The organism is Citrobacter sp. B72 (assembly GCF_016894305.1).
In the GTDB taxonomy this organism is placed as follows: Bacteria; Pseudomonadota; Gammaproteobacteria; order Enterobacterales; family Enterobacteriaceae; genus Citrobacter; species Citrobacter portucalensis.
In genome coordinates this window covers 2241154-2264098 of sequence record NZ_CP069801.1, presented here as the reverse complement: position 1 = coordinate 2264098, position 22945 = coordinate 2241154, and the positions used below count along the sequence as shown (strand labels likewise).

General features: G+C 52.4%; 22 protein-coding genes. 10 read left to right on the top strand and 12 right to left on the bottom strand.

The genetic code is table 11. The features are described from left to right. Positions 1–344: 344 nt before the first annotated feature. On the bottom strand, positions 345–1736 hold the full coding sequence (locus tag JQN59_RS10805) for a NarK family nitrate/nitrite MFS transporter (RefSeq protein WP_003833390.1): 1392 nt from the start codon (positions 1734–1736) through the stop codon (positions 345–347). Between the two features lie 340 nt (positions 1737–2076). Between JQN59_RS10805 and narX the strand changes: the two genes are divergently transcribed. Together narX and narL are read left to right on the top strand one after the other, a co-directional pair. Further along, positions 2077–3873, top strand: a complete 1797-nt coding sequence (gene narX, locus JQN59_RS10800; RefSeq protein ID WP_003833391.1) for a nitrate/nitrite two-component system sensor histidine kinase NarX — start codon at positions 2077–2079, stop codon at positions 3871–3873. Continuing rightward, positions 3866–4516: a two-component system response regulator NarL gene (gene narL, locus JQN59_RS10795; protein WP_003833392.1), complete on the top strand. Its 651-nt coding sequence runs from the start codon at positions 3866–3868 to the stop codon at positions 4514–4516. The genes narX and narL overlap by 8 nt, the downstream gene beginning before the upstream one ends. Before the next feature lie 21 nt (positions 4517–4537). On the opposite strand, the gene JQN59_RS10790 is transcribed toward narL, so the two are convergent. Then, positions 4538–5923, bottom strand: coding sequence for a YchO/YchP family invasin (locus JQN59_RS10790; RefSeq protein ID WP_149607721.1), 1386 nt, complete (start codon positions 5921–5923; stop codon positions 4538–4540). A 218-nt stretch (positions 5924–6141) separates the two neighbouring features. On the opposite strand from JQN59_RS10790, the gene JQN59_RS10785 reads away from it, so the two are divergent. Together JQN59_RS10785 and JQN59_RS10780 are read left to right on the top strand one after the other, a co-directional pair. Continuing rightward, positions 6142–6495 carry a DsrE/DsrF/TusD sulfur relay family protein gene (locus JQN59_RS10785; protein ID WP_048216246.1) on the top strand — a complete coding sequence of 118 codons (354 nt, stop codon included), beginning with the start codon at positions 6142–6144 and terminating at the stop codon, positions 6493–6495. 260 nt (positions 6496–6755) lie between these two features. Further along, positions 6756–7001, top strand: a complete 246-nt coding sequence (locus JQN59_RS10780; RefSeq protein WP_149607720.1) for a DUF1883 domain-containing protein — start codon at positions 6756–6758, stop codon at positions 6999–7001. A gap of 54 nt (positions 7002–7055) precedes the next feature. On the opposite strand, the gene JQN59_RS10775 is transcribed toward JQN59_RS10780, so the two are convergent. After that, entirely contained in the window at positions 7056–7751 is a 696-nt protein-coding gene (locus JQN59_RS10775; RefSeq protein ID WP_016156738.1) for a gamma-glutamylcyclotransferase, read from the bottom strand. Between the two features lie 196 nt (positions 7752–7947). Next, positions 7948–8178, bottom strand: a complete 231-nt coding sequence (gene chaB / locus JQN59_RS10770; RefSeq protein WP_008784971.1) for a putative cation transport regulator ChaB — start codon at positions 8176–8178, stop codon at positions 7948–7950. Positions 8179–8578: 400 nt separating this feature from the next. On the opposite strand from chaB, the gene chaA reads away from it, so the two are divergent. Next, a complete protein-coding gene (gene chaA, locus JQN59_RS10765) occupies positions 8579–9679 on the top strand; it encodes a sodium-potassium/proton antiporter ChaA (RefSeq protein WP_204528200.1) in 1101 nt (366 codons plus the stop codon). A gap of 54 nt (positions 9680–9733) precedes the next feature. On the opposite strand, the gene JQN59_RS10760 is transcribed toward chaA, so the two are convergent. Together JQN59_RS10760 and JQN59_RS10755 are read right to left on the bottom strand one after the other, a co-directional pair. Beyond that, a complete protein-coding gene (locus tag JQN59_RS10760) occupies positions 9734–11425 on the bottom strand; it encodes an amidohydrolase (RefSeq protein ID WP_149607719.1) in 1692 nt (563 codons plus the stop codon). A 28-nt stretch (positions 11426–11453) separates the two neighbouring features. Then, positions 11454–12044 (bottom strand): TetR/AcrR family transcriptional regulator, encoded by a 591-nt coding sequence (locus JQN59_RS10755; protein WP_048216244.1) that lies wholly within the window; start codon positions 12042–12044, stop codon positions 11454–11456. Positions 12045–12116: 72 nt separating this feature from the next. On the opposite strand from JQN59_RS10755, the gene bdcA reads away from it, so the two are divergent. Further along, the gene (bdcA, locus tag JQN59_RS10750) at positions 12117–12830 is read left to right on the top strand and encodes an SDR family oxidoreductase (protein WP_048216243.1); all 714 of its coding nucleotides are present in this window, start codon (positions 12117–12119) and stop codon (positions 12828–12830) included. 67 nt (positions 12831–12897) lie between these two features. On the opposite strand, the gene kdsA is transcribed toward bdcA, so the two are convergent. From kdsA to hemA, 6 genes are read right to left on the bottom strand one after another with little or no spacing between them, the layout of a single operon-like run. After that, on the bottom strand, positions 12898–13752 hold the full coding sequence (gene kdsA / locus JQN59_RS10745; RefSeq protein ID WP_003020772.1) for a 3-deoxy-8-phosphooctulonate synthase: 855 nt from the start codon (positions 13750–13752) through the stop codon (positions 12898–12900). Between the two features lie 35 nt (positions 13753–13787). Continuing rightward, on the bottom strand, positions 13788–14597 hold the full coding sequence (gene sirB1, locus JQN59_RS10740) for an invasion regulator SirB1 (protein WP_008784975.1): 810 nt from the start codon (positions 14595–14597) through the stop codon (positions 13788–13790). 2 nt (positions 14598–14599) lie between these two features. Further along, a complete protein-coding gene (sirB2, locus tag JQN59_RS10735; protein ID WP_048224049.1) occupies positions 14600–14992 on the bottom strand; it encodes an invasion regulator SirB2 in 393 nt (130 codons plus the stop codon). After that, positions 14989–15822: a peptide chain release factor N(5)-glutamine methyltransferase gene (gene prmC / locus JQN59_RS10730; protein WP_103014341.1), complete on the bottom strand. Its 834-nt coding sequence runs from the start codon at positions 15820–15822 to the stop codon at positions 14989–14991. Before prmC ends, sirB2 begins: the two co-directional genes overlap by 4 nt. Continuing rightward, positions 15822–16904 carry a peptide chain release factor 1 gene (gene prfA, locus JQN59_RS10725; protein WP_003020786.1) on the bottom strand — a complete coding sequence of 361 codons (1083 nt, stop codon included), beginning with the start codon at positions 16902–16904 and terminating at the stop codon, positions 15822–15824. The genes prmC and prfA overlap by 1 nt, the downstream gene beginning before the upstream one ends. Before the next feature lie 41 nt (positions 16905–16945). Next, positions 16946–18202, bottom strand: coding sequence for a glutamyl-tRNA reductase (gene hemA / locus JQN59_RS10720; protein ID WP_003833420.1), 1257 nt, complete (start codon positions 18200–18202; stop codon positions 16946–16948). A 211-nt stretch (positions 18203–18413) separates the two neighbouring features. On the opposite strand from hemA, the gene lolB reads away from it, so the two are divergent. The 4 genes from lolB (at position 18414) to dauA (ending at position 22909) form a co-directional block, all read left to right on the top strand. Then, entirely contained in the window at positions 18414–19037 is a 624-nt protein-coding gene (gene lolB, locus JQN59_RS10715; protein ID WP_103014340.1) for a lipoprotein insertase outer membrane protein LolB, read from the top strand. Then, the gene (gene ispE / locus JQN59_RS10710) at positions 19034–19885 is read left to right on the top strand and encodes a 4-(cytidine 5'-diphospho)-2-C-methyl-D-erythritol kinase (protein WP_008784980.1); all 852 of its coding nucleotides are present in this window, start codon (positions 19034–19036) and stop codon (positions 19883–19885) included. The genes lolB and ispE overlap by 4 nt, the downstream gene beginning before the upstream one ends. Before the next feature lie 269 nt (positions 19886–20154). Further along, the gene (gene prs, locus JQN59_RS10705) at positions 20155–21102 is read left to right on the top strand and encodes a ribose-phosphate diphosphokinase (RefSeq protein ID WP_001518537.1); all 948 of its coding nucleotides are present in this window, start codon (positions 20155–20157) and stop codon (positions 21100–21102) included. Positions 21103–21253: 151 nt separating this feature from the next. Beyond that, entirely contained in the window at positions 21254–22909 is a 1656-nt protein-coding gene (gene dauA / locus JQN59_RS10700; RefSeq protein WP_239484225.1) for a C4-dicarboxylic acid transporter DauA, read from the top strand. Positions 22910–22945: the final 36 nt, after the last annotated feature.

Below are 22945 nucleotides of genomic sequence, written 5' to 3'. Positions count from 1 at the left end.
GATTGAGAGCGAAGGTAACGCTCTGAAAGGGCGTGAGAATTGATAACGATCAAGGCATGCAGGGATGAAAACAGAGGGTCGATTTTCACATACCCCCTTAGTAGGATATTAATAAAACAGTCAACATATTGAATTTAAATGATTTTATTAAAATCACTTATCATACAAATGTTAAATTCTTTATAAGTGGGTATTAAGGGGTATCCCCCCTGCCAGGCATATTACCAGCACCGTTTTCGCAGACTTTCGTCATGAGCTCACATATAAGTATGTTGTAACTAATTTAAAGCAAAAAAAAGCGCGGTCTAACGCCGCGCAATGGATAATCAACTGCTACTACTTTTTTACTTTTTAGAATGACGTCCGTATACCGCCCAGGTGATGACCACACAAGCGACATAGAAGATCAGAAAGACTTTCATCGCATCGACCGGCGAACCAGTTAACGCCAGAGACGTACCAAATGCTTTCGGGATAAAGAAGCCGCCAATCGCACCAATGGCTGAGATAAAGCCCAACGCTGCCGCGGTGTCGGTTGCTGCTTCGCGCATTGCTTTCTCTTCTGAACCGCCTTCAGCTTTCACTCTGTCCATCGTCAGCTTGCGGAAGATAACGGAGATCATCTGGAAGGTTGAACCACTCCCCAGACCAGCCGTCAGGAACAATGCCAGGAACACCGCGAAGAAGGCGATAAAGTTGCCGCCAACGCCGTTTGATGGCAGCGTCAGGAACAGTAAGGCACTGAAAATAGCCATCAGCACAAAGTTCACCAGCGTTACACGGGTTCCGCCCAGACGGTCAGAGATTGCGCCACCCGCTGAACGAGCCAGCGCGCCAATCAACGGTCCAAAGAAGGCGTAATGCAGGATCTGTACCTCAGGAAACTGCGTTTTTGACAACATGGCAAAACCGGCAGAGAAACCGATGAATGAACCGAAGGTTGCCAGATACAGCAGGCTCATAATCCACAGATGCCCACGTTTCAGCACCGGCAATTGCTCTTTCAGCGACGCTTTTGAGGTTGCCAGTTCATTCATACCAAACCATGCAGCCAGCGTTAACACCGCCAGAAACGGTACCCAAATCCATGCGGCGTTTGCCAGATACAGCTGCGTACCATCCGGTTGTTCAACCCCGTGGCTACCAAATGCGGCAAAGATTGACAGTGAAACCACCAGCGGCGCAACCAACTGCATCACGCTGACGCCCATGTTGCCCAGGCCACCGTTCAGACCCAGCGCACCACCCTGTTTCTGTTTTGGAAAGAAGAAACTGATGTTTGCCATGCTGGACGCAAAGTTCGCACCGGCGAAACCGCACAACAGAGAGATAATAATAAAAGTACTAAACGGCGTGGAGGTATCCTGCACCGCAAAACCTAACCATACGCAAGGAATGATCAGGATACCGGTGCTAAACGCTGTCCAGCGACGTCCACCAAACAGGGGAACCATAAAGGAGTACGGAACACGCAGCAGCGCGCCTGACACCGAAGGTAATGCCGTCAGCATGAACAGCTGTTCAGTGGTGAAATCAAAACCGACTTTCGGTAAGTTCACCGCCACGGCGCTAAATAACATCCACACGCAAAACGCCAGCAGCAAGCAAGGGACTGAAATCCACAGGTTACGGCTGGCGATTCGTTGACCACGCTGCTGCCAGAAGGCGGGATCTTCCGGCCGCCATTCGGTAATTACAGCTCCAGATGCCCTTTCCGGGGCAGATGAGTGACTCATAGACACCTCTGATACTTGTTTCGATGCCTGCAACATTAGGGTTTACAGCTGGAGGTAAGTTGATATAAATCAAAGGAAAAGGTGTCATTATTCATGCCTAAAATTTATCATTACCCTAAATGAGTACATAACTTCGGTAAAAAAGATGTGGTTTTTCACGCTTCTGTCGCCCCCTACTCCCCCTCGCCCAGGATCTCTCCCTCCGCTGGCAATTAAGAGGTAGCCCGTTTGAGGTATGGGTATACTCCAGTGTATCGCCGAGAATAACGCCACTGCCTGCAGCAGAATCGTCATTCAATAAGGTTTTCTGTTCGACGAAAACCCGAAGGAACAAGTCACCATGTTTAAACGTTGTCTCTCCCCGCTTACGCTGGTCAACCAGGTGGCGCTGATTGTTTTATTGTCCACAGCCATCGGCGTGGCGGGTATGGCTGTCTCCGGCTGGCTGGTTCAGGGCGTTCAGGGTAGCGCCCATGCAATCAACAAAGCGGGATCGCTGCGCATGCAGAGTTATCGCCTGCTGGCAGCCGTACCGCTGGACGCTAGCGATCAACCGCTTCTGGATGAAATGGAGAAAACGGCGTTTAGCCCGGAGTTGACGCGTGCCGCAAAGCGAGACGGACAACAGGCGCAGTTAAAAGCACTACAGGATTACTGGCACACTGAACTGGCGCCGGGGCTTGCGCATGCGCAAACGCCTGATGCGGTAGCGCAGGATGTGACGCGCTTTGTAGGCGGTCTGGATAAGCTGGTTACCGCCTTTGACCATACCACCGAATTACGCATTGAACGCGTCGTCCTGCTGCATCGCCTGATGGCCATATTTATGGCATTGCTGCTGGTTTTCACCATTATCTGGCTGCGCGTGCGCCTGTTAGAGCCGTGGAAACAGCTGCTGGCGATGGCGCGAGCCGTCAGCCAACGTGATTTTACCCAACGCGCGCGTATCAGCGGGCGTAATGAGATGGCCGCTCTGGGTTCGGCACTGAATAATATGTCCGAAGAGCTGGCTGAGAGTTATGCCGTGCTGGAACAGCGGGTGCAGGAAAAAACGGCGGGACTGGAGCACAAAAATCAGATCCTTTCTTTTCTGTGGCAAGCCAACCGCCGCCTGCACTCTCAGGTGCCGTTGTGCGAACGCCTCTCTCCGGTGCTGAACGGTCTGCAAAATTTGACCTTGCTACATGATATTGAACTCCGGGTTTACGACCTGGAAGATGAAGACAATCATCAGGAATTTACCTGTCAGTCCAATGCCAGCTGTGATGAAAAAGGTTGCCATCTGTGTCCTCGCGGAACACTGCCCGCGATTGACGGCGGGATCACATTGAAATGGCGGCTGACCGATGCGCATACCCAATATGGTATTCTGCTCGCCACCTTGCCGAACGGACGCCATCTCAGCCACGATCAGCAGCAGTTGGTTGATACCCTGGTTGAGCAACTGACCGCAACGCTCGCGCTCGACAGACATCAGGAGCGTCAACAGCAGTTGATCGTGATGGAAGAGCGTGCCACCATTGCACGCGAACTTCATGATTCTATTGCACAATCGCTCTCTTGTATGAAGATGCAGGTTAGCTGTTTGCAGATGCAGGGCGATGCGCTTTCAGATAACTGTCGCGAGTTGCTCAGCCAGATACGTAACGAGCTGAATGCTTCATGGGCACAACTGCGTGAGCTGTTAACCACCTTCCGTTTACAGCTCACGGAACCTGGATTACGACCGGCGCTTGAAGCCAGCTGTCAGGAGTACAGCGCCCGTTTTGGATTTACGGTTAAGCTGGATTATCAGCTACCGCCACGCCTGGTCCCTTCGCATCAGGCGATTCACCTGCTACAAATTGCGCGCGAAGCCCTGAGTAATGCACTTAAACACTCTCAGGCCAATGAAGTGGTCGTGACGGTGGTGCAAAATGGCAAGCAGGTCAAACTAACAGTGCAAGATAACGGCTGCGGCGTACCGGAAAACGCCGAACGCAGTAACCACTACGGCATGATTATAATGCGCGACCGTGCGCAGAGCTTGCGCGGCGATTGCCGCGTACGCCGTCGCGAGACGGGCGGTACTGAAGTTGCTGTCACTTTTATTCCCGAAACAAACTTCACAGAAGTCCAAGGAGATACCCATGAGTAATCTGGAACCGGCAACCATCCTGTTGATCGACGATCATCCGATGCTGCGAACCGGTGTAAAACAGCTTGTCAGCATGGCGCCCGATATTACCGTTGTCGGCGAAGCCAGCAATGGTGAGCAGGGTATCGAGCTGGCTGAATCCCTTGATCCCGATCTGATCCTGCTTGATCTCAACATGCCCGGCATGAACGGCCTGGAAACTCTCGATAAGCTGCGTGAAAAGTCACTGTCGGGCCGTATCGTTGTGTTTAGCGTATCCAATCATGAAGAAGACGTAGTTACCGCACTGAAACGCGGCGCTGACGGTTATCTGCTGAAAGATATGGAGCCTGAAGATTTACTCAAAGCCTTACAGCAGTCAGCGGCCGGTGAAATGGTGCTGAGTGAGGCCTTAACGCCGGTTCTGGCCGCCAGCCTGCGTGCTAATCGTGCAACGTCGGACCGTGATGTCACCCAACTGACACCGCGTGAGCGCGACATTCTCAAGCTCATTGCCCAGGGGCTGCCGAACAAGATGATCGCCCGCCGTCTGGACATCACTGAAAGTACGGTAAAAGTCCATGTGAAGCATATGTTGAAGAAAATGAAGCTCAAATCACGCGTCGAAGCCGCGGTATGGGTACATCAGGAACGCATTTTCTGATAACGCGTTGATGCTTCATTGCTAACGAGGATCATTTTCCGAAACGGTAATAAACGGTTCGGTCAGTGATAGCGTGATCTCATTGGAAGAGACACGCTGACCCTGCTCATCTTCTACCACCACAGACAACCGCCAGCGGTTTGTCGCGCCTTCGCTGCTGTCCCACTTCGGCATAATAATCGTCCAGCCTTGCGCGCTTCGGTTATCGCTACCCGCCGTTAAACTCAACGCCTGGGTATCACCCTGCCAGGTCAAATGGCGGATCCCATGCAAACTACGCACCTGCAGCTTCAGCACCACCGTCTCACCAGACTTGAGATCCCAGGGCGGCGTGGCCAAAAATACCGACAATGTTTTACGCTGGCGATATTCCAGCGTCGGCAGATTGTTACGCTGCGGATCGTCATAACGACTGCCGCGCAGCGATCGGCTGTTTGCCACCTCGCTGACCATCAGTTGTTTTTTTAGCGGCACGCCAAAGCGGTAATTCAGCGTTAAGCCGAGGTTATTCTGGCTGACTCCGCTTTCGCCCTGCTTATGTTGTGCCGTCACGGTAATCAATGGCACCGGCGTATAGCTCAATCCCAGATTCACCGCCACAGGATTGTGGTACCCGGTTCCGGAATGAAACAAATCCACCCGGTCGCCAAAATACTGTTCCACGCTGACGCTGGTATTGAGGTGTTGATAGAACGGCATGCGCATTTGCGCAGTCAGGTCGTAGCCGCGGGCCATCCGTTGTTCCTGGGTTGCGGAACGCTCCTGCCAGGAGGACAACGGTTGGTAATAGTTAGCGGATAAGCGCAAGTATTCGCCCCACGCCTCGGCGCCAAGGCCTCCCCGGGGCAGATTTTCATCCAACAGGTTGTCATAGAAAGTGTTGTAACCCAGAAACCAGCCGTCGCGTACCCAGCGCTGCCCAATCCCCGCATTGCTGACTAAACCTTCGTCCTGTTGCGTCAGCCCCAACTGGCTCCAGGTTAAATATCGTTGATTGTCCTGCCATGGGATAAACCAGCTTCCCCGACTTCCGGTAAAGCTGCCTTCGTTATCCATCTGCAATCCAACGCTGGCGTTTCCCCAGGGAGAGAGCCAGGATTCCAGTTGCTGATTAACCTGTTCACTGACCGTGTCACGCACCTGACCAAATGCGAACTGCTTCGCCTGTTCACCCGTATCAAGCCCGTTATCGGTCATGCTGGCTTCACCAAACGCTTTGACCATTTCGGCAAAGTGCTTTTCGCCTGCCCGCGACTCCGGCGCCATACCGAGATCGGGTAAGCCATCACTATTGTTATCGAAAGGGTTTTCAGCCTGGTGAATAAAAGATGTCCGTGCATTGGCAATACCGCCTGCCAATGGCAAGAGTGAGAATACAGCGAGAGAAAAATAAATATTACGGCTCAAATCGTCAGTTGTTTCTTACATCAATTAATTAGACACACTTAACCTAAACCATAACGTCTTCGGCTGTTAATTGCAGCCTTTATCCCCGTTTTCGGGATTTTCTGACATGGATAATTAGAGGTACCCACTCCTGCAACAATGCTTTCTTTCCCACATCAGGAACAGGGAGTAACATACACGCCAGGAATTATCCCTTCCATCTGACAACAGGAGTAATAATGCAAAAGATAGTGATCGTCGCGAACGGTGCAGCCTATGGAAGCGAATCGTTATTTAACAGCCTGCGTCTGGCCATCGCCCTGCGCGAACAGGAAGCGGATCTCGACCTGCGTCTGTTTTTAATGTCGGACGCGGTAACGGCGGGGCTTAGCGGTCAAAAACCTGCGGAAGGATATAATATTCAGCAAATGCTGGAGATCCTGACGGCGCAAAATGTGCCGGTCAAACTGTGCAAAACCTGCACCGATGGCCGTGGGATCACGACGCTACCGTTAATTGACGGAGTAGCCGTCGGCACGCTGGTTGAACTGGCTCAATGGACGCTGGCTGCAGATAAAGTGCTGACCTTCTGACAGCGCTTGCAGGCACGCGCACTGAAAGTGCCGGAAATTTCCGGATTTAATCTTAGATGGGCGCGGTTTCGTTGAACGTTAGCACGCCTTTTCAACCCTTTTGAGGGATTTTGTCACTTTTGTTTAATCGTTATGCCATTTTTTGATCAAAATCAGCATCCTGTTGCCCCCCCTTTGGTGTTATGCAATGAGTGAAATGTGAACAACATCACGCAGCACTTTCGACAGAAAGTACGTTGTTTTCAAGAACGGGGTGAAAAATGGCATTAGTGAAGGCGAGTTTAAAGTTATTTGGTGGTGATACGGTAGTCGTGCGCTGTTCTGAGCGTTGCCACATCCACCTGATAAGCGAGAAAAATCACGTCAAAGACACGCAGTCCGACATCTTAAGCGTGCAGGATCGTGATAACGCATGGTTAACCGTACCGTATACCGGCGTCTGGAATGTGCTGATCGACAGCCATAGCCAGTCGCTTGAGCATTCGATAAGTTTTATTGCAGCCTAAGCGTTAAACGCCCGATAAGCACCTGGCTTATCGGGCATACAACATCGGGCGATATTAGGCAAATCCTGGACGCATAACACCTTCCGGCAGATTCTCTCCCAACAATCGTTTGACCGTGATCACCAGATCGTTAAGACAATCATCTTGCATCCCCAACTTGACCAGCTCCTGTTCCAGTGAGAACAGATACTGGGCGTTGGTGCCTAAAGGTCCGCTCGCCGCGGCGATAAGCGGCGCAATAACCTGCGCGCGCGTGTCTGACTCAAACAGCGGATGACGCGGATCCATAATAAAGACCAGTGCGTTCACCGTCCTGCCGTCATCAAGCGCCAACTGACACCAGGTCGGCAGATAACAGCCGGTGATCATTTCTCGCTTCCACAGCAGTGAAAGCTCTTGTTCCAGGGACGCGTCCGGCAAACGGTAGGCCACACCGGTGGTGCGTCCGCCCTCTTTCAGGGCCAGCATACGTCCTGGCTGACACGCCGTTCCTCGCCCCGCCGTCAGACGCAGGCAAAAGGCACGGTGCCAGCCGACTAACGTCCCGGTACAGGACTCTTCAAATTCTAAGGCCGGGTTCCACATCAATGATCCATAACCGAAGATCCACACCGGTCCATCATCTGGTCGGCATGCAAGCGTGGCGGCCAGTGAGGCTGCCCGTTGTTCCGCTGACCAGAGTAGTGATTCTTCAATAGCACCAAATGCCGTCTTACAGTCGGCATTCAATAAAAAATCACGCGTTAACACCTTACACCTCCGCCACTGCTGCTTCCCTGCGACAACTTTTTTGACGCCTTCCGGGCTTTTTAACTGCTCATTTTGAAACCAATAGCTGGACAATAGGCAATTCACCGCTCGCTTGCAAGCCAGCAACGGCGCGGCGTAGCACGATTCGCTAACGCCTGATGCAAGCTAGTTCATAAAGGCATTATAATTGATACTGTTACGCCTTTTTATGCCATTTATCATCATCACCTTTTTGATAATCATTTTTGACCGCGGCCCACGCCACCTTGTGTGCTGTCTCTTCTCGGGTAGCATCATCACGACGGTCAGATTTATCTTTATATTGTTCCCAGGCGCTGTTGAAAGCTTCTTTGTAGATGTCCTGAGCATGGGCTGGCAGAACATGCTGCACGCTTTCAGGCAGATCGCTTTTGGATTTATATGGCATTGTGAACTCCTCTTTTTAGGCTAAACCTTAAGTGTGGTTAACAATGCGGTGATGCGCCAATAATGGGCATTTATAGAAAATTTCTTCATCTAACCTTCTGTTAATTAAACAGTCTATAAGCTAGAACTTTGTTTTTGACCGCTTTGAGAGGAAAAATAAGCGATGTAGTAAAATTTCGTAAAATGTCACCTACAAAACCAGGTTTTCTGTTATTTTTTACATTCTTTAATACTTTTTATAATTATATACCCTAAATAATTCGAGTTGCTTAAAGGCGGCAAGGGAGTGAATCCCCAGGAGCATAGATAACTATGTGACTGGGGTGAGCGAGCGTAGCCAACGCATAAGCAACTTGAAGTATGACGGGTATAAATACCTGCAGAGACGGAGAATTAATTCAATGACACACGTACATGAGGCGGTAAAAACCCGCCACAAGGAGACCTCTCTCGTCTTCCCGATTTTGGCACTGGTAGTACTGTTCTTATGGGGGAGCAGTCAGTCACTACCAGTGGTCATCGGCATTAATGCGCTGGCCCTTATTGGTATATTAAGCAGTGCATTCAGTGTTGTCCGTCATGCGGATGTATTAGCACATCGACTTGGCGAACCCTACGGGTCGCTGATCCTCAGCCTGTCCGTTGTTATTCTTGAAGTCAGCTTAATCTCCGCATTAATGGCGACCGGCGATGCAGCGCCTACGCTCATGCGCGATACGCTATATTCAATCATTATGATCGTAACCGGCGGCCTGGTCGGTTTTTCATTACTGTTAGGTGGCCGTAAATTTGCCACTCAGTATATGAATCTGTTTGGTATTAAGCAGTATTTAATTGCTCTGTTCCCACTGGCCATTATTGTACTGGTGTTCCCGATGGCTTTACCGGGTGCGAATTTCACTACCGCACAAGCGCTGTTGGTGGCGTTAATTTCTGCGGCAATGTACGGTGTATTTTTGCTGATCCAAACTAAAACGCACCAGAGTCTGTTCATTTACGAGCATGAAGACGAGGGTGACGACGACGACCCGCATCACGGTAAACCGTCAGCACATAGCAATTTATGGCACGCTGCCTGGCTTATCATTCATCTGATCGCCGTTATTGCTGTGACCAAGATGAACGCCAGCCCGCTGGAGACATTGCTGACTGAACTGAATGCGCCGGTCGCCTTTACCGGTTTCCTGGTAGCGTTACTGATCCTCTCTCCTGAAGGACTGGGTTCGCTGAAAGCGGTTCTGAGCAACCAGGTACAGCGGGCGATGAATTTGTTTTTCGGTTCAGTATTAGCCACCATTTCACTGACCGTTCCGGTAGTGACCCTGATCGCATGGGCAACCGGGAATGATTTGGTCTTTGCGCTGGGCGCGCCAGAGATGATTGTGATGGTTTCATCACTGGTACTGTGCCACATATCTTTCTCCACCGGACGCACCAATGTGCTTAACGGTGCGGCGCATCTGGCGCTGTTTATCGCCTATCTGATGACGATATTTGCCTGATGAGTTTTTCTGGTAGAACCCACGGCCCTTCTCAGGGCCGTTTTCTTTTACCGCTCACAGCTCCGGATAAACCTGTTGACCATCGACAAACGTTAATAACGACTCCGTTTGGTGCAATTTGTCTGCCGGAATAGCCATAATATCCTGATTAAGCACCGCAAAATCGGCGAACTTACCTTCCCGCAAACTACCCCTCTGCTGTTCTGCAAAAGCCAGCCAGGCGGCATTTCGGGTATACATTTTTAACGCATCTTCCCGACTTAACTGGCGGGTGTCATGGCGTACTGAGCCGTCGAGTGCTTTACCTGTGACATGATACTCAATGGCATGCCACACTCCCGCAACGCCAATCCGCGTCGCATCTGTACCGCCGGCAACGATTACCCCCTGCTCTAACGCGGGTTGAACTGGTGATGAGAGTGCCGCCACCGTTTTACCATTTGCGCGTCCAATGGCGGGAGATTCAAAATATGGCCCCATCTGGACAGAATAGGCCAAGCCGAGTTTCTTCATGCGGGTAATTGTTTCTGGCGTACCGGTATTGAGATGCGCAATAGACCAGCGTAACGGAGCAATGTCATACGATTTAGCCACCTCGCTAATGAGATCTAAAATCGCATCCGCACTGTCATCGGTATAGGCATGTATTTCTACGGCGACCCCTTCCTGGGCGGCAAGCTGGAGCACCTTAAATTGTTCTTGCTGGGATTGTGCAGAAGACTTAAATCCAGATGACATCCGTACGCCGTCATTCATTGCCATCACCAGGCTTTCACCGAAGCCCAGAAAGGCTATTCTGCCGTCATCGTGTATTGCCGGGCGAAATGCCAGACGTTGTTTAAACCATTCCGTTTCATTACCAGGCGGTGCGGATAAACGATATCCAACACGTATCCTGAGAGGTTGCTGCTGCTGAAGTTTAAAGAAATCACGATAAGCTTGCTCATGCCCGGCAGAAGGATCGATAAACCCGACCACGCCGCGTTTATTTAAATAACGAACAAAGGCGTTAAGGTTCTTTTCAACATCGGAAGTCTGGCTAATCTGGGCGAAAAGCTGGTTAAAACTGCCAATGGTCCCGCGCAATTTCCCCGTTGCCAGCCCTTTGTCATCGCGTTCTATCACGATCCCTGCCGGAACATCCGGCTGTGGACTATTAAGTTTTAGGGTCTCGATAGCCTTTTGATTTAACAGGGCATAGTCATAAAGACTTTGTATATACGCAGGATGATGAGGCACCGCCTGATTCAGTTCCTGAACCGTCGGATCCCGTTTTTCAGCAAATTGTTCAGGTATCCATGAGCCAGCCACCGCCACCCATTGCGCAGTATTTTTCTGTGCCGCAGATTGCGACAATTTATTTAACGCATCGGGTAAATTTTTAGTATCAAACCAGTAGGTTTCAAATAAAAACGTCCTCCCACCCCGAATGCCATGCAGATGCGCATCAATTAATCCCGGAATAACGGTTTGCCCCGTAAGATTGATTTCCTTCGTGTTCGGTCCGGACCATTTTTTCACCGTTTCATTATTACCCACCGCAATAATATGCCGCCCTTTTACCGCCAGCGCCTGCGCGTTGGGTTGTTGTTCATCCATGGTAATCAGCTTGCCGTTATACAAAATAACATCGGCCTTGTCCTGAGAATGCGCCAGAAATGAAGTTCCGATCAGAATTGCGGCCAACGTTGCTTTGCGAATAGCCGGAGGGGGAGTATTAAAGCGAAGTCCCAGTTTACCCATCATATTTATCTACCTTTTCACGTGATGAAAATCAGGAAAGCTGATGCCGCACCGCTACGCTGGCGATTCGCGCGCTGGCTAGCAGACGTTCGAACGAATGCCCGCAACGCGCTTTTCCCGACAGGCCAAGCATTGTGGTACTGACGTAATCAGTCAGGCTGTCAGCCTCTTTAGGATGCCGCTGTGCGATAAAGTCGTGAATTTTATGTTCGGCAGCCGAGTAGAAATTCCGCGCGACCTTCCGCGCCTGCGGATCGTTACTGTGCGTGCCCTCCAGGACCAAACATCCCGGCGTATGCGGATCTGCGGCATAACGTCGCGCCGCCTCTTCAAGCAGATCGGTAAGACATGCAGAAACGGGTTTGTCGGGGCGCAAAATATCATCAAACGGAATCGCATCGGTTTGTACATAGCGACCAAGCACGCGTTCATAAAGACCGATTTTGTTCCCAAAAGCAGCATAGAAACTGGGGGGTTTGATCGACAACGCCGCGGTGACATCCGCCACGCTAACGGCGTCATAGCCATGTGCGTGAAACAAGGGTTGTACTTTGGCAACGGCCATTTCTGGATCAAAATTACGTGGGCGTCCAGGTGCTCGAGTGCATTTTGTAGTGTTCATTACAAATCCATTGACAGAAAACTGTGCACCTATTATATATCGATCACTACATAATTGTTCAAGGAGTACCTCATGTCTTCTTTTAATGGCAAGTCAGTTCTGGTTCTTGGCGGCAGTCGTGGGATTGGCGCGGCTATCGTGCGCCGTTTTGCCGCGGATGGCGCATCGGTTACCTTTACCTATTCAGGCTCCCCTGACGCTGCCAAAGCGCTTGCTGATGAGACGGGTACCCAGACAGCGCAAACCGATAGCGCCGATCGTAACGCCGTCATCAACCGGGTACGCGAAAGCGGCCCGCTGGACGTGCTGGTAGTTAATGCAGGCATTATTCTGTTTGGTGATGCGCTGGAGCAGGATCCGGATGACGTGGAGCGACTGTTCCGGATTAACATTCACTCCCCATACTATGCGGCCGTGGAAGCGGCACGACAGATGCCTGACGGCGGACGCATTATCATTATTGGTTCTGTGAATGGCGACCGTATGCCTCTTGCTGGCCTGGCCTCTTATGCGGTGAGTAAATCAGCGCTGCAAGGGCTGGCCCGGGGGCTGGCACGTGATTTTGGACCGCGGGGCATTACGGTAAACGTGGTTCAACCGGGTCCTATTGATACCGATGCCAACCCGGAAGATGGCCCACTGAAAGAGGTGATGCACAGTTTTATGGCGCTAAAACGACATGGCCGTCCAGAGGAAGTTGCGGGAATGGTTGCCTGGCTTGCAGGCCCTGAGGCTGGATTTGTGACGGGGGCAATGCATACAATTGATGGTGCGTTTGGCGCCTGACGCCCACCCTTAACACTTTTCTCAAACAGCAGTCCGAAGAGATATCTCTCCGGACTGCAACACTTTCTTAGTTCTCAGTATCCAGCTCGTCGAAGCTTTTAACCAGATCATCAATCGCTTTAATCTGAGTCAGGAACTGTTCCAGTTTCGCCAGCGGCAGCGCGGATGGACCGTCGCATTTCGCATTGGCTGGATCAGGATGCGCTTCAATAAACAGACCGGCCAGACCTACCGCCATACCCGCGCGCGCCAGTTCAGTAACCTGCGCACGACGACCGCCGCTTGCTGCGCCAAACGGGTCACGGCATTGCAGCGCATGGGTAACGTCAAAAATCACCGGCGAGTTGCCAGAAACTTTCTTCATCACGCTGAAGCCCAGCATATCCACAACCAGGTTGTCATAACCAAAGTTCGCGCCACGGTCGCACAGAATTACTTTGTCGTTGCCGCCTTCATGGAATTTATCCACGATATTGCCCATCTGGCCCGGGCTTACGAACTGCGGTTTTTTCACGTTGATAACAGCACCGGTTTTCGCCATCGCTTCCACCAGATCGGTCTGACGAGCGAGGAAGGCCGGCAGCTGAATTACATCCACCACGTCAGCAACAGGCTGAGCCTGGCTGGCTTCGTGAACGTCGGTGATCACTTTTACGCCAAAAGTCTGCTTCAGTTCCTGGAAGATTTTCATCCCTTCTTCAAGGCCCGGCCCACGGTAAGAGTGGATGGAAGAACGGTTGGCTTTATCAAAGGAGGCTTTGAACACGTAAGGGATACCCAGCTTTTGAGTAACGGTTACGTAGTGCTCACAAATGCGCATCGCCAGATCGCGGGATTCCAGCACGTTCATTCCGCCAAACAGCACGAACGGCAGGTCATTTGCCACGTTGATGTCGCCAATGCTAACCACTTTTTGTTTCATAGGATCGCCTTAAACGGTAGGTAAAGTGTCATTAATCAATGCAATACAATTTGCTTGTGCGAAATAGTATTAATCTGCGCACGAATCATTTCGCTGATCGGGTCTTCCGGACACTGTTCAACGAAATAACTTAAATCGGTCAGCGCAACATGTTCACACTCCAGCTGCGCGTAAATTAATCCACGATCGCGTATTTCATACGGATCTTCAGGATTAAACTGTAATAGTGCTTCGCTGGCACGCAGCGCCAGCTCCATTTGCCGCTCTTCCATCAGCGATGATTTCAGCGTGTCGAGCAGCTTACGAATTACTTCTGCATTATCCGCCTCATCCAGGTCTTCGTTAAACAGCTCCGCGACCGGGCTGATATTCCCCTTCAGCCACACTTCCAACGTGTGCTCATTTAACGTTTCGCCATTGAACGGATTGATTAGCCACATTTCGCCATCGAGCGATTCAATACGCAGGATGAGTTGTGTCGGGAAAATCACCGGCACCAGTGGCAGCTCCAGTCGGTTGGCAATCCACAATAAGATCGCACCCAGGGATACGGCACTGCCCTGACGACTTTTCAGTACCTGATCAAGCCATAGTGCATCAGAAAGACGATAGACGCCGTGGGTATCCGTAAAACCCCATTCGCCGTAAAAAAGTGCCAGCAGTTTTTCCAGTTGCTCATCCTGAGACAGGAGCTGGCTAATTTCTTCTTGCGCCAGACTGACCAGACGTTCCAGTTCGTCATAGACAGTTTGTGTTGGAAAATCCAGACGGATAGACTCCGACGCCAGGATCATCCCATCACACAATGGCGCTTTATTAAATTCGAAATCAGCTAACGACCTCATGCTTACCCCAGTAACGGTATTTTTGTGGTGGCGAGTTTAATGATGATGTACAGCACCACCAGCGCCAGCGGAAAAGCGATTAATCGCGCCTGCTGACTGCGCGCCCGACGATAATCGAGCGCAATAAAACCCAAAACGATGTAAATGATAACCCCAAACAGCTTTTCAGTCAGCCATGTCCCGTGCTCAGTGAATGGCAGGATGTGCGCTTTAACCATTAACGCTACGCCGCTGAGTAATAAAACGGTATCGACAACCGGCGGCACGATGCGCGTCCAGCGCGCGCAGGCAAGGCACGAGTCGGTGTAACGCCACCAAAATCGCAGCGTCAGCAAACCAACCGAAAGCGCAATGCTGATGAGATGGACGTTGAGTAACACACCGAAGGTACTCATGATGGGATGCGTCCAAGCGTAATTCGCTCGTTGCCGCCATAGTCACGACAGGTTTCAACCGCCAGGTAACCCGCACGAGTAAAGGCATCACGGACGGCCTCGCCCTGCTGCCAACCATGTTCCAGCAACAGATAGCCGCCGGGCGTTAACATGCGCAGAGACTGGTCGATGATATGCACGATATCCGCCAGTCCCTGATCGCCCGCCACCAGCGCCGACAGCGGTTCAAAGCGAACGTCGCCTTGCGCCAGGTGCGGATCCTGTTCGTCGATATACGGCGGATTGCTGACAATCATGTCAAACTGCTGTCCCTGCAATGCGCTGAACCAGTTACTTTGCAGCACGCAAACATTGTCGATGCCCAGTTGCTGCTTGTTGCGAATGGCCAGTGCCACGGCATCAGGCATGCGGTCTACAGCTGTCACTGCACAATCCGGACGCTCGGTTGCCAGCGCCAGCGCAATGGCACCCGTGCCGGTTCCCAAATCGAGAATACGACACGCTGAGGCCGGCAGGCGAGCCAGCGCCTGCTCCACCAGACACTCGGTATCCGGACGCGGAATAAGCGTGGCTGGAGACACAAACAGCGGCAACGACCAGAACTCACGCACGCCGGTTAAGTGCGCCACCGGCTCTCCCCGCTGACGCCGCTCCAGTAGCGTATCAAGCTGTTGACGCTGCGCCTCGGTTAACTCCGTTTCGCCGAAAGCCAGAATAAAGGTGCGCCCTTTACCAGTAACGAACTCGAGTAAAATCTCGGCGTCACGGCGCGGGCTTTCGCTTGCCTGTAATTGGCTTATCGCTTCACGCAGCCAGTGCTGATAATCCATTAATCCTGCTCGGACAATGCCGCCAGTTGATCGGCCTGGTATTCCTGGACAATCGGCTCAATGAGCATATCCAGTTTGCCTTCCATCGCTTCATCCAGACGGTAGAGCGTCAGGTTAATGCGGTGATCGGTCACACGACCCTGCGGGAAGTTATAGGTACGGTTACGATCGCTGCGATCGCCACTGCCCAACAGGTTGCGGCGTTCAGAGGCTTCCGCCTGTTGACGTCTTGCCACTTCGGCCGCACGAATTCGCGCCCCCAGCACCGACATCGCTTTGGCTTTGTTTTTATGCTGTGAACGTTCGTCCTGGCATTCCACTACGATACCGGTCGGTAAGTGGGTAATACGGATTGCGGAGTCGGTGGTGTTAACGTGCTGACCGCCCGCGCCTGATGAACGGAAGGTGTCAATACGCAGATCGGCCGGGTTGATGTCCGGCAGTTCGGCATCCGGCAGTTCCGGCATAACCGCGACCGTACAGGCAGAGGTATGAATACGCCCCTGCGATTCCGTCGCAGGTACGCGCTGCACGCGATGGCCGCCAGACTCAAACTTCAGTCGCCCGTAAACGCCTTCGCCGCTAATCTTGGCAATGACTTCTTTAAACCCGCCATGCTCGCCTTCGCTGGCGCTCATGATCTCAACCCGCCAGCGACGCGATTCTGCGTAACGGCTGTACATGCGGAACAGATCGCCGGCAAACAGCGCCGCTTCATCACCACCGGTTCCCGCGCGCACTTCGAGGAAGGCGTTACGTTCGTCATCGGGATCTTTAGGTAATAGCAGGACCTGCAGATGCTGTTCCAGCTGCTCACATTTCTCTTTTGCCTCGCGCAGTTCATCCTGCGCCATTTCACGCATTTCAGGATCGTCGAGCATCATCTGAGCCGTCTCGATATCTTCCTGAACCTGTTGCCAGTCCGTAAAACAGCGAGATACATCGCTTAATTGCGCATATTCGCGCGACAGCGCACGAAAGCGATCCTGGTCTGCGATAGTACCCGCATCACCGAGCAGCGCCTGAACTTCTTCATGGCGTTCATGCAGGGCTTCCAGTTTGGCAACGATAGAAGGCTTCATAGGCGTAAATGCACCCTGTAAAAAATAAGATTGGTGTGCTGCTACTCCAGCCCGAGGCTGTCGCGCAGAATATTCAGGCGTTCACTATCCCCGTCACGGGCGGCCTGTTGAAGTGATTTGGTTGGTGCATGAATCAGGCGATTGGTCAGTTTCCAGGCCAGATCCTGCATAATGGCTTGCGCATCACCGCCCTGTTGAAGAGCGGCCAACGCTTTGGCGGTCAGTTCATCACGGATCTGTTCTGACTGACTGCGATACTCGCGGATAGTGTCGCTTGCGCCCTGGGCGCGTAGCCAGGCCATAAACTCGCTGGCTTCCTGCTCCACTATCGTTTCGGCTTCCACCGCCGCCGCTTTGCGCTGGGCCAGGTTATGCGAAATGATGCTTTGCAGGTCATCAACGCTGTACAGATAGGCGTTAGACAATTTACCCACTTCCGGCTCGACATCGCGCGGTACGGCGATATCCACCAGCAACATAGGCTGATTGCGGCGGTTTTTAAGCGCACGTTCCACCATTCCTTTGCCGATAATCGGCAGCGGACTGGCGGTAGAACTGATAATGATATCGGCATCCTGTAAACGCGCGTCTATATCACTCAGTGAAATCACCTCGGCGCCGACTTCATCCGCCAGCACCTGCGCACGCTCGCGAGTACGGTTGGCGATGATCATCTTCTTCACTTTGTGCTCGCGCAGATGTCGCGCTACCAGCTCAATGGTTTCGCCCGCACCGACTAACAGCACGGTTACCGTGGAGAGCGATTCAAATATCTGCCGCGCCAGGGTACAGGCGGCAAACGCCACCGACACGGCGCTGGCGCCGATGTCAGTTTCTGTACGTACACGTTTTGCGACAGAGAATGATTTCTGGAACATGCGTTCCAGCGCACTGGCGTTCAGGTGACCTTTTTGCGAATCCGCAAACGCTTTTTTCACCTGCCCAAGAATTTGCGGTTCACCGAGCACCAGTGAATCCAGACCGCTGGCAACACGCATCAAATGACTGACCGCGTCGTTGTCCTGGTGCCAGTACAAGCTGTTGCGCAGATCTTCTTCATTGAGGTTATGGTATTCACACAGCCAGCGAACCAGCGCTTCTTGCAGGTTATCCTGCTCTTCAACGCTGAGATACAGCTCCGTGCGGTTACACGTCGACAGCACTACCCCGCCCTGCACCATTGGCTGCGCGAGCAGGCTGTCCAGCGCCTGATCGAGCGTATCCGGCGAAAACGTTACGCGTTCTCGCAGCGATACAGGTGCCGTTTTATGGTTAATACCAAGCGCTAAAAGGGTCATGTGTGCGGGAATAGTACCAGCGTTGATAAGGTTAGACTGGGTGCATCATACAGGATGCGTGCGGTCAATAAAAGAGACTGACCCCTTTTGGAGTAATAGCTTAGTGCACAAATTTAAGCGATTTAAGATAACTTGAACGTAGACGATGTCTGATGGCGGCGCTAGCATTAAGAGTTATAACTGCAACGTATCTCAAGGATTTGTCATCATTATGACCCTGCCTGATTTTCGCCTGATTCGCCTGCTGCCGCTGGCGGCCCTGGTTCTTACTGCCTGTACGCTCAACACGCCTAAAGGTCCCGGTAAAAGCCCCGATTCTCCGCAGTGGCGCCAGCACCAACAGGAAGTTCGCGCCCTGAACCAGTATCAGACGCGTGGTGCGTTTGCCTATATTTCCGATCAACAGAAAGTGTATGCCCGATTTTTCTGGCAGCAAACCGGTCAGGATCGCTATCGTCTCCTGCTGACCAACCCTCTGGGCAGCACTGAACTGGAACTTAATGCGCAGCCGGGCAACGTCGAACTGGTCGATAACAAAGGCAAGCATTACACCGCCGACGACGCTGAAGAGATGATCGGCAAACTGACCGGCATGCCTATCCCATTAAACAGCCTGCGCCAGTGGATCCTTGGACTGCCAGGTGACGCCACCGATTATAAGCTCGACGACCAATATCGTCTGAGTGAAGTGAACTACAGCAAAGACGGTAAAAACTGGAAAGTGGTCTATAGCGCCTACGACAGCAAAACCCAGCCAGCGATGCCAGCAAACATGGAGCTGTCCGACGGCTCCCAGCGTATTAAGCTGAAAATGGATAACTGGATTGTGAAATGATGACCCATTGGCCCTCTCCGGCAAAACTGAATTTGTTTTTATACATCACCGGACAGCGTGCGGACGGTTACCACACGCTGCAGACCTTATTTCAGTTTCTTGATTATGGCGACACGATAGATATTACGCCGCGTAGCGACGGCGAAATTCACCTGTTAACCCCAGTGGAAGGCGTTGCGCATGAAGACAATCTGATCGTCCGTGCGGCACGTTCGCTGATGAAAGCGGCATCTGAAAGCAATTGCCTTCCCAAAGGGAGCGGTGCGGACATCAGTATCGACAAACGCCTGCCGATGGGCGGCGGTCTTGGCGGAGGTTCGTCTAATGCGGCAACCGTTCTGGTGGCGTTGAACCATCTCTGGCAGTGCGGACTTTCGGTTGATGAACTGGCGGCACTCGGCTTAACGCTGGGGGCGGATGTTCCCGTATTCGTGCGCGGCCACGCGGCCTTTGCCGAAGGCGTTGGCGAAATTCTGACGCCGGTCGAGCCTGAGGAAAAGTGGTATCTGGTTGCTCATCCGGGAGTCAGTATTCCGACACCGGTGATTTTTAACGATCCCGACCTCCCGCGCAACACGCCAAAAAGGTCAATAAAAACGTTACTAAAATGTGAATTCGGCAATGATTGCGAGGTTATCGCAAGAAAACGTTTTCGCGAGGTTGATGCGGCGCTTTCCTGGCTGTTAGAATACGCGCCGTCGCGCCTGACTGGTACAGGGGCTTGTGTCTTTGCTGAATTTGACACTGAGTCTCGTGCTCGCCAGGTGCTTGAGCAAGCCCCGGAATGGCTCAAAGGCTTTGTGGCGAAAGGCGTCAACCTCTCCCCATTGCACAGAGCGTTACTCTAAATCCTTCGGGTTTCAGGAAAATGGCGAAATGACGAATCGCCAGATGCATACAATTTCAGTATGTAACTGGTGTGAGGAATTGATGCCAGCGCAAATGAAACGCGAAAGATAAAGAGTAAGCCGGGCAAGCTGAGTTGCGGTGACAACGTCACCCTGTTCCAGACGTTGCATCGCGCTCTTTAATACACCGCATGGAGAGGATACTGCCTGGCCCGCACAGTTTTCGGCAGATTCTTTCCACCAATGGACGCATGCCTGAGGTTCTTCTCGTGCCTGATATGAAGCTTTTTGCTGGTAACGCCACCCCGGAACTAGCACAACGTATTGCCAACCGCCTGTACACTTCACTCGGCGACGCCGCTGTAGGTCGCTTTAGCGACGGCGAAGTCAGCGTACAAATTAATGAAAATGTACGCGGTGGTGATATTTTCATCATCCAGTCCACTTGTGCCCCTACTAACGACAACCTGATGGAATTGGTCGTTATGGTTGATGCGCTGCGCCGTGCTTCCGCAGGCCGTATCACCGCCGTTATTCCTTACTTCGGCTATGCACGTCAGGATCGTCGCGTACGTTCCGCTCGTGTACCGATTACCGCTAAAGTCGTCGCTGATTTCCTGTCCAGCGTTGGCGTTGACCGCGTCCTCACCGTTGACCTGCATGCTGAACAGATCCAGGGCTTCTTTGACGTACCGGTTGATAACGTATTCGGTAGCCCGATCCTGTTAGAAGACATGCTGCAGCTGAACCTGGACAACCCGATTGTGGTTTCTCCGGATATCGGTGGCGTCGTGCGTGCCCGCGCTATCGCTAAACTGCTGAACGATACCGACATGGCTATCATCGACAAACGTCGCCCGCGTGCGAACGTTTCTCAGGTGATGCACATTATCGGTGACGTTGCAGGTCGTGACTGTGTTCTGGTTGATGACATGATCGATACCGGCGGTACGCTGTGCAAAGCAGCAGAAGCACTGAAAGAACGTGGTGCTAAACGCGTATTTGCTTACGCCACTCACCCGATCTTCTCAGGTAATGCGGCAAACAACCTGCGCAACTCAGTGATTGATGAAGTCGTTGTCTGTGACACTATTCCACTGACTGACGAAATCAAAGCGCTGCCAAACGTGCGTACATTGACCCTGTCGGGTATGCTGGCCGAAGCGATTCGTCGTATCAGCAACGAAGAATCCATCTCTGCTATGTTCGAGCATTAATCGAGCCCGGCTCAAAAACCCGCTGCGGCGGGTTTTTTTATCTGCAATACTTATTTGTATGACTTATGCCTCCTTCACCTGCCATTTAGTTGACAGATGATGCGCTCATGGATGAAACATTATTGTGAACAGATTATTTTCCTCACATGTGATGCCTTTCCGCGCCCTCATCGACGCTTGTTGGAAAGAAAAATATACTGCCTCTCGCTTTACCCGTGACCTGATCGCCGGGATAACCGTTGGGATCATCGCCATTCCGCTGGCAATGGCCCTGGCAATAGGCAGTGGCGTTGCGCCGCAGTACGGCCTGTATACCTCAGCCGTCGCTGGGATTGTTATCGCCCTTACCGGGGGATCGCGCTTTAGCGTATCTGGCCCAACCGCCGCCTTCGTGGTGATTCTGTATCCAGTGTCGCAACAGTTTGGGCTGGCAGGCCTGCTGGTTGCCACGCTCATGTCCGGGATATTCCTGATCCTTTTCGGCCTCGCTCGTTTTGGCCGCCTGATCGAATATATCCCCGTGTCGGTAACGTTAGGTTTTACATCGGGTATTGGTATCACCATCGGTACCATGCAGATTAAAGATTTTCTTGGCCTGCAGATGGCCCATGTCCCGGAGCACTATCTGCAGAAGGTTGGTGCGCTGTTTATGGCCTTGCCGACCATCAATTTCGGCGATGCCGCCATTGGCGTAGTGACGCTGGGGATCCTGATTTTCTGGCCGCGCCTGGGGATCCGACTGCCGGGTCACCTTCCCGCACTGCTGGCAGGCTGTGCGGTAATGGGTATCGTGAACCTGACCGGCGGCCATGTCGCCACCATTGGTTCTCAGTTCCACTACATTCTGGCTGACGGCTCACAGGGTAATGGTATCCCGCAGTTGCTGCCGCAGCTGGTCCTGCCGTGGAATATGCCGGAATCAAACTTTACCCTAAGCTGGAGCTCGTTACAGGCGCTGTTACCGGCAGCCTTCTCGATGGCGATGCTGGGGGCAATTGAATCTCTGCTGTGCGCCGTCGTACTCGATGGGATGACCGGAACCAAGCATAAAGCTAACAGCGAGTTGATTGGCCAGGGGCTGGGTAACATCGTGGCACCATTCTTTGGCGGTATCACCGCCACAGCGGCAATTGCCCGCTCTGCGGCAAACGTCCGCGCCGGGGCGACCTCGCCAATCTCTGCGGTTATACACGCGATTCTGGTGATCCTTGCCCTGCTGGTACTTGCACCGCTGCTTTCCTGGTTACCGCTTTCCGCCATGGCCGCCCTACTGCTGATGGTGGCATGGAACATGAGTGAAGCGCATAAAGTGGTGGATTTGCTGCGCCATGCACCGAAAGACGACATCATTGTCATGCTGATGTGTATGTCGCTGACGGTACTGTTCGACATGGTTATTGCCATCAGCGTCGGTATCGTTCTCGCCTCTCTGCTGTTTATGCGTCGTATTGCGCGCATGACTCGCCTGGCGCCGGTCAACGTAGACGTACCGGACGATGTGCTGGTGCTGCGCGTTATTGGTCCGCTGTTCTTTGCCGCGGCGGAAGGATTATTTACCGATCTTGAGTCGCGTATTGAAAGTAAACGCATCGTAGTCTTGAAGTGGGACGCGGTCCCGGTACTGGATGCCGGTGGTCTGGACGCTTTCCAGCGCTTTGTAAAACGTCTGCCGGAAGGTTGTGAATTACGCATCAGTAATCTGGAATTCCAGCCGCTACGAACCATGGCGCGCGCGGGTATTCAGCCGATTGCCGGGCGCCTGACGTTCTTCCCGAATAAAGATGCTGCGCTAGCAGATATCCGCTAACGTGTAGCCCGGCCAGGCGAAACGCCGCCGGATTGC

Excerpts from the sequence above, each read along its gene's own strand:
- chaB (WP_008784971.1), bottom strand. The coding sequence starts at position 8,178 with ATGCCATATAAATCCAAAAGCGATCTGCCTGAAAGCGTGCAGCATGTT.
- JQN59_RS10755 (WP_048216244.1), bottom strand. The coding sequence starts at position 12,044 with ATGAACACTACAAAATGCACTCGAGCACCTGGACGCCCACGTAATTTT.
- JQN59_RS10805 (WP_003833390.1), bottom strand. The coding sequence starts at position 1,736 with ATGAGTCACTCATCTGCCCCGGAAAGGGCATCTGGAGCTGTAATTACC.
- JQN59_RS10780 (WP_149607720.1), top strand. The coding sequence starts at position 6,756 with ATGGCATTAGTGAAGGCGAGTTTAAAGTTATTTGGTGGTGATACGGTA.
- prmC (WP_103014341.1), bottom strand. The coding sequence starts at position 15,822 with ATGGATTATCAGCACTGGCTGCGTGAAGCGATAAGCCAATTACAGGCA.
- JQN59_RS10785 (WP_048216246.1), top strand. The coding sequence starts at position 6,142 with ATGCAAAAGATAGTGATCGTCGCGAACGGTGCAGCCTATGGAAGCGAA.
- lolB (WP_103014340.1), top strand. The coding sequence starts at position 18,414 with ATGACCCTGCCTGATTTTCGCCTGATTCGCCTGCTGCCGCTGGCGGCC.
- sirB2 (WP_048224049.1), bottom strand. The coding sequence starts at position 14,992 with ATGAGTACCTTCGGTGTGTTACTCAACGTCCATCTCATCAGCATTGCG.
- prfA (WP_003020786.1), bottom strand. The coding sequence starts at position 16,904 with ATGAAGCCTTCTATCGTTGCCAAACTGGAAGCCCTGCATGAACGCCAT.
- chaA (WP_204528200.1), top strand. The coding sequence starts at position 8,579 with ATGACACACGTACATGAGGCGGTAAAAACCCGCCACAAGGAGACCTCT.
- kdsA (WP_003020772.1), bottom strand. The coding sequence starts at position 13,752 with ATGAAACAAAAAGTGGTTAGCATTGGCGACATCAACGTGGCAAATGAC.
- bdcA (WP_048216243.1), top strand. The coding sequence starts at position 12,117 with ATGTCTTCTTTTAATGGCAAGTCAGTTCTGGTTCTTGGCGGCAGTCGT.
- sirB1 (WP_008784975.1), bottom strand. The coding sequence starts at position 14,597 with ATGAGGTCGTTAGCTGATTTCGAATTTAATAAAGCGCCATTGTGTGAT.
- narX (WP_003833391.1), top strand. The coding sequence starts at position 2,077 with ATGTTTAAACGTTGTCTCTCCCCGCTTACGCTGGTCAACCAGGTGGCG.
- ispE (WP_008784980.1), top strand. The coding sequence starts at position 19,034 with ATGATGACCCATTGGCCCTCTCCGGCAAAACTGAATTTGTTTTTATAC.
- dauA (WP_239484225.1), top strand. The coding sequence starts at position 21,254 with ATGCCTTTCCGCGCCCTCATCGACGCTTGTTGGAAAGAAAAATATACT.
- hemA (WP_003833420.1), bottom strand. The coding sequence starts at position 18,202 with ATGACCCTTTTAGCGCTTGGTATTAACCATAAAACGGCACCTGTATCG.
- JQN59_RS10760 (WP_149607719.1), bottom strand. The coding sequence starts at position 11,425 with ATGATGGGTAAACTGGGACTTCGCTTTAATACTCCCCCTCCGGCTATT.
- narL (WP_003833392.1), top strand. The coding sequence starts at position 3,866 with ATGAGTAATCTGGAACCGGCAACCATCCTGTTGATCGACGATCATCCG.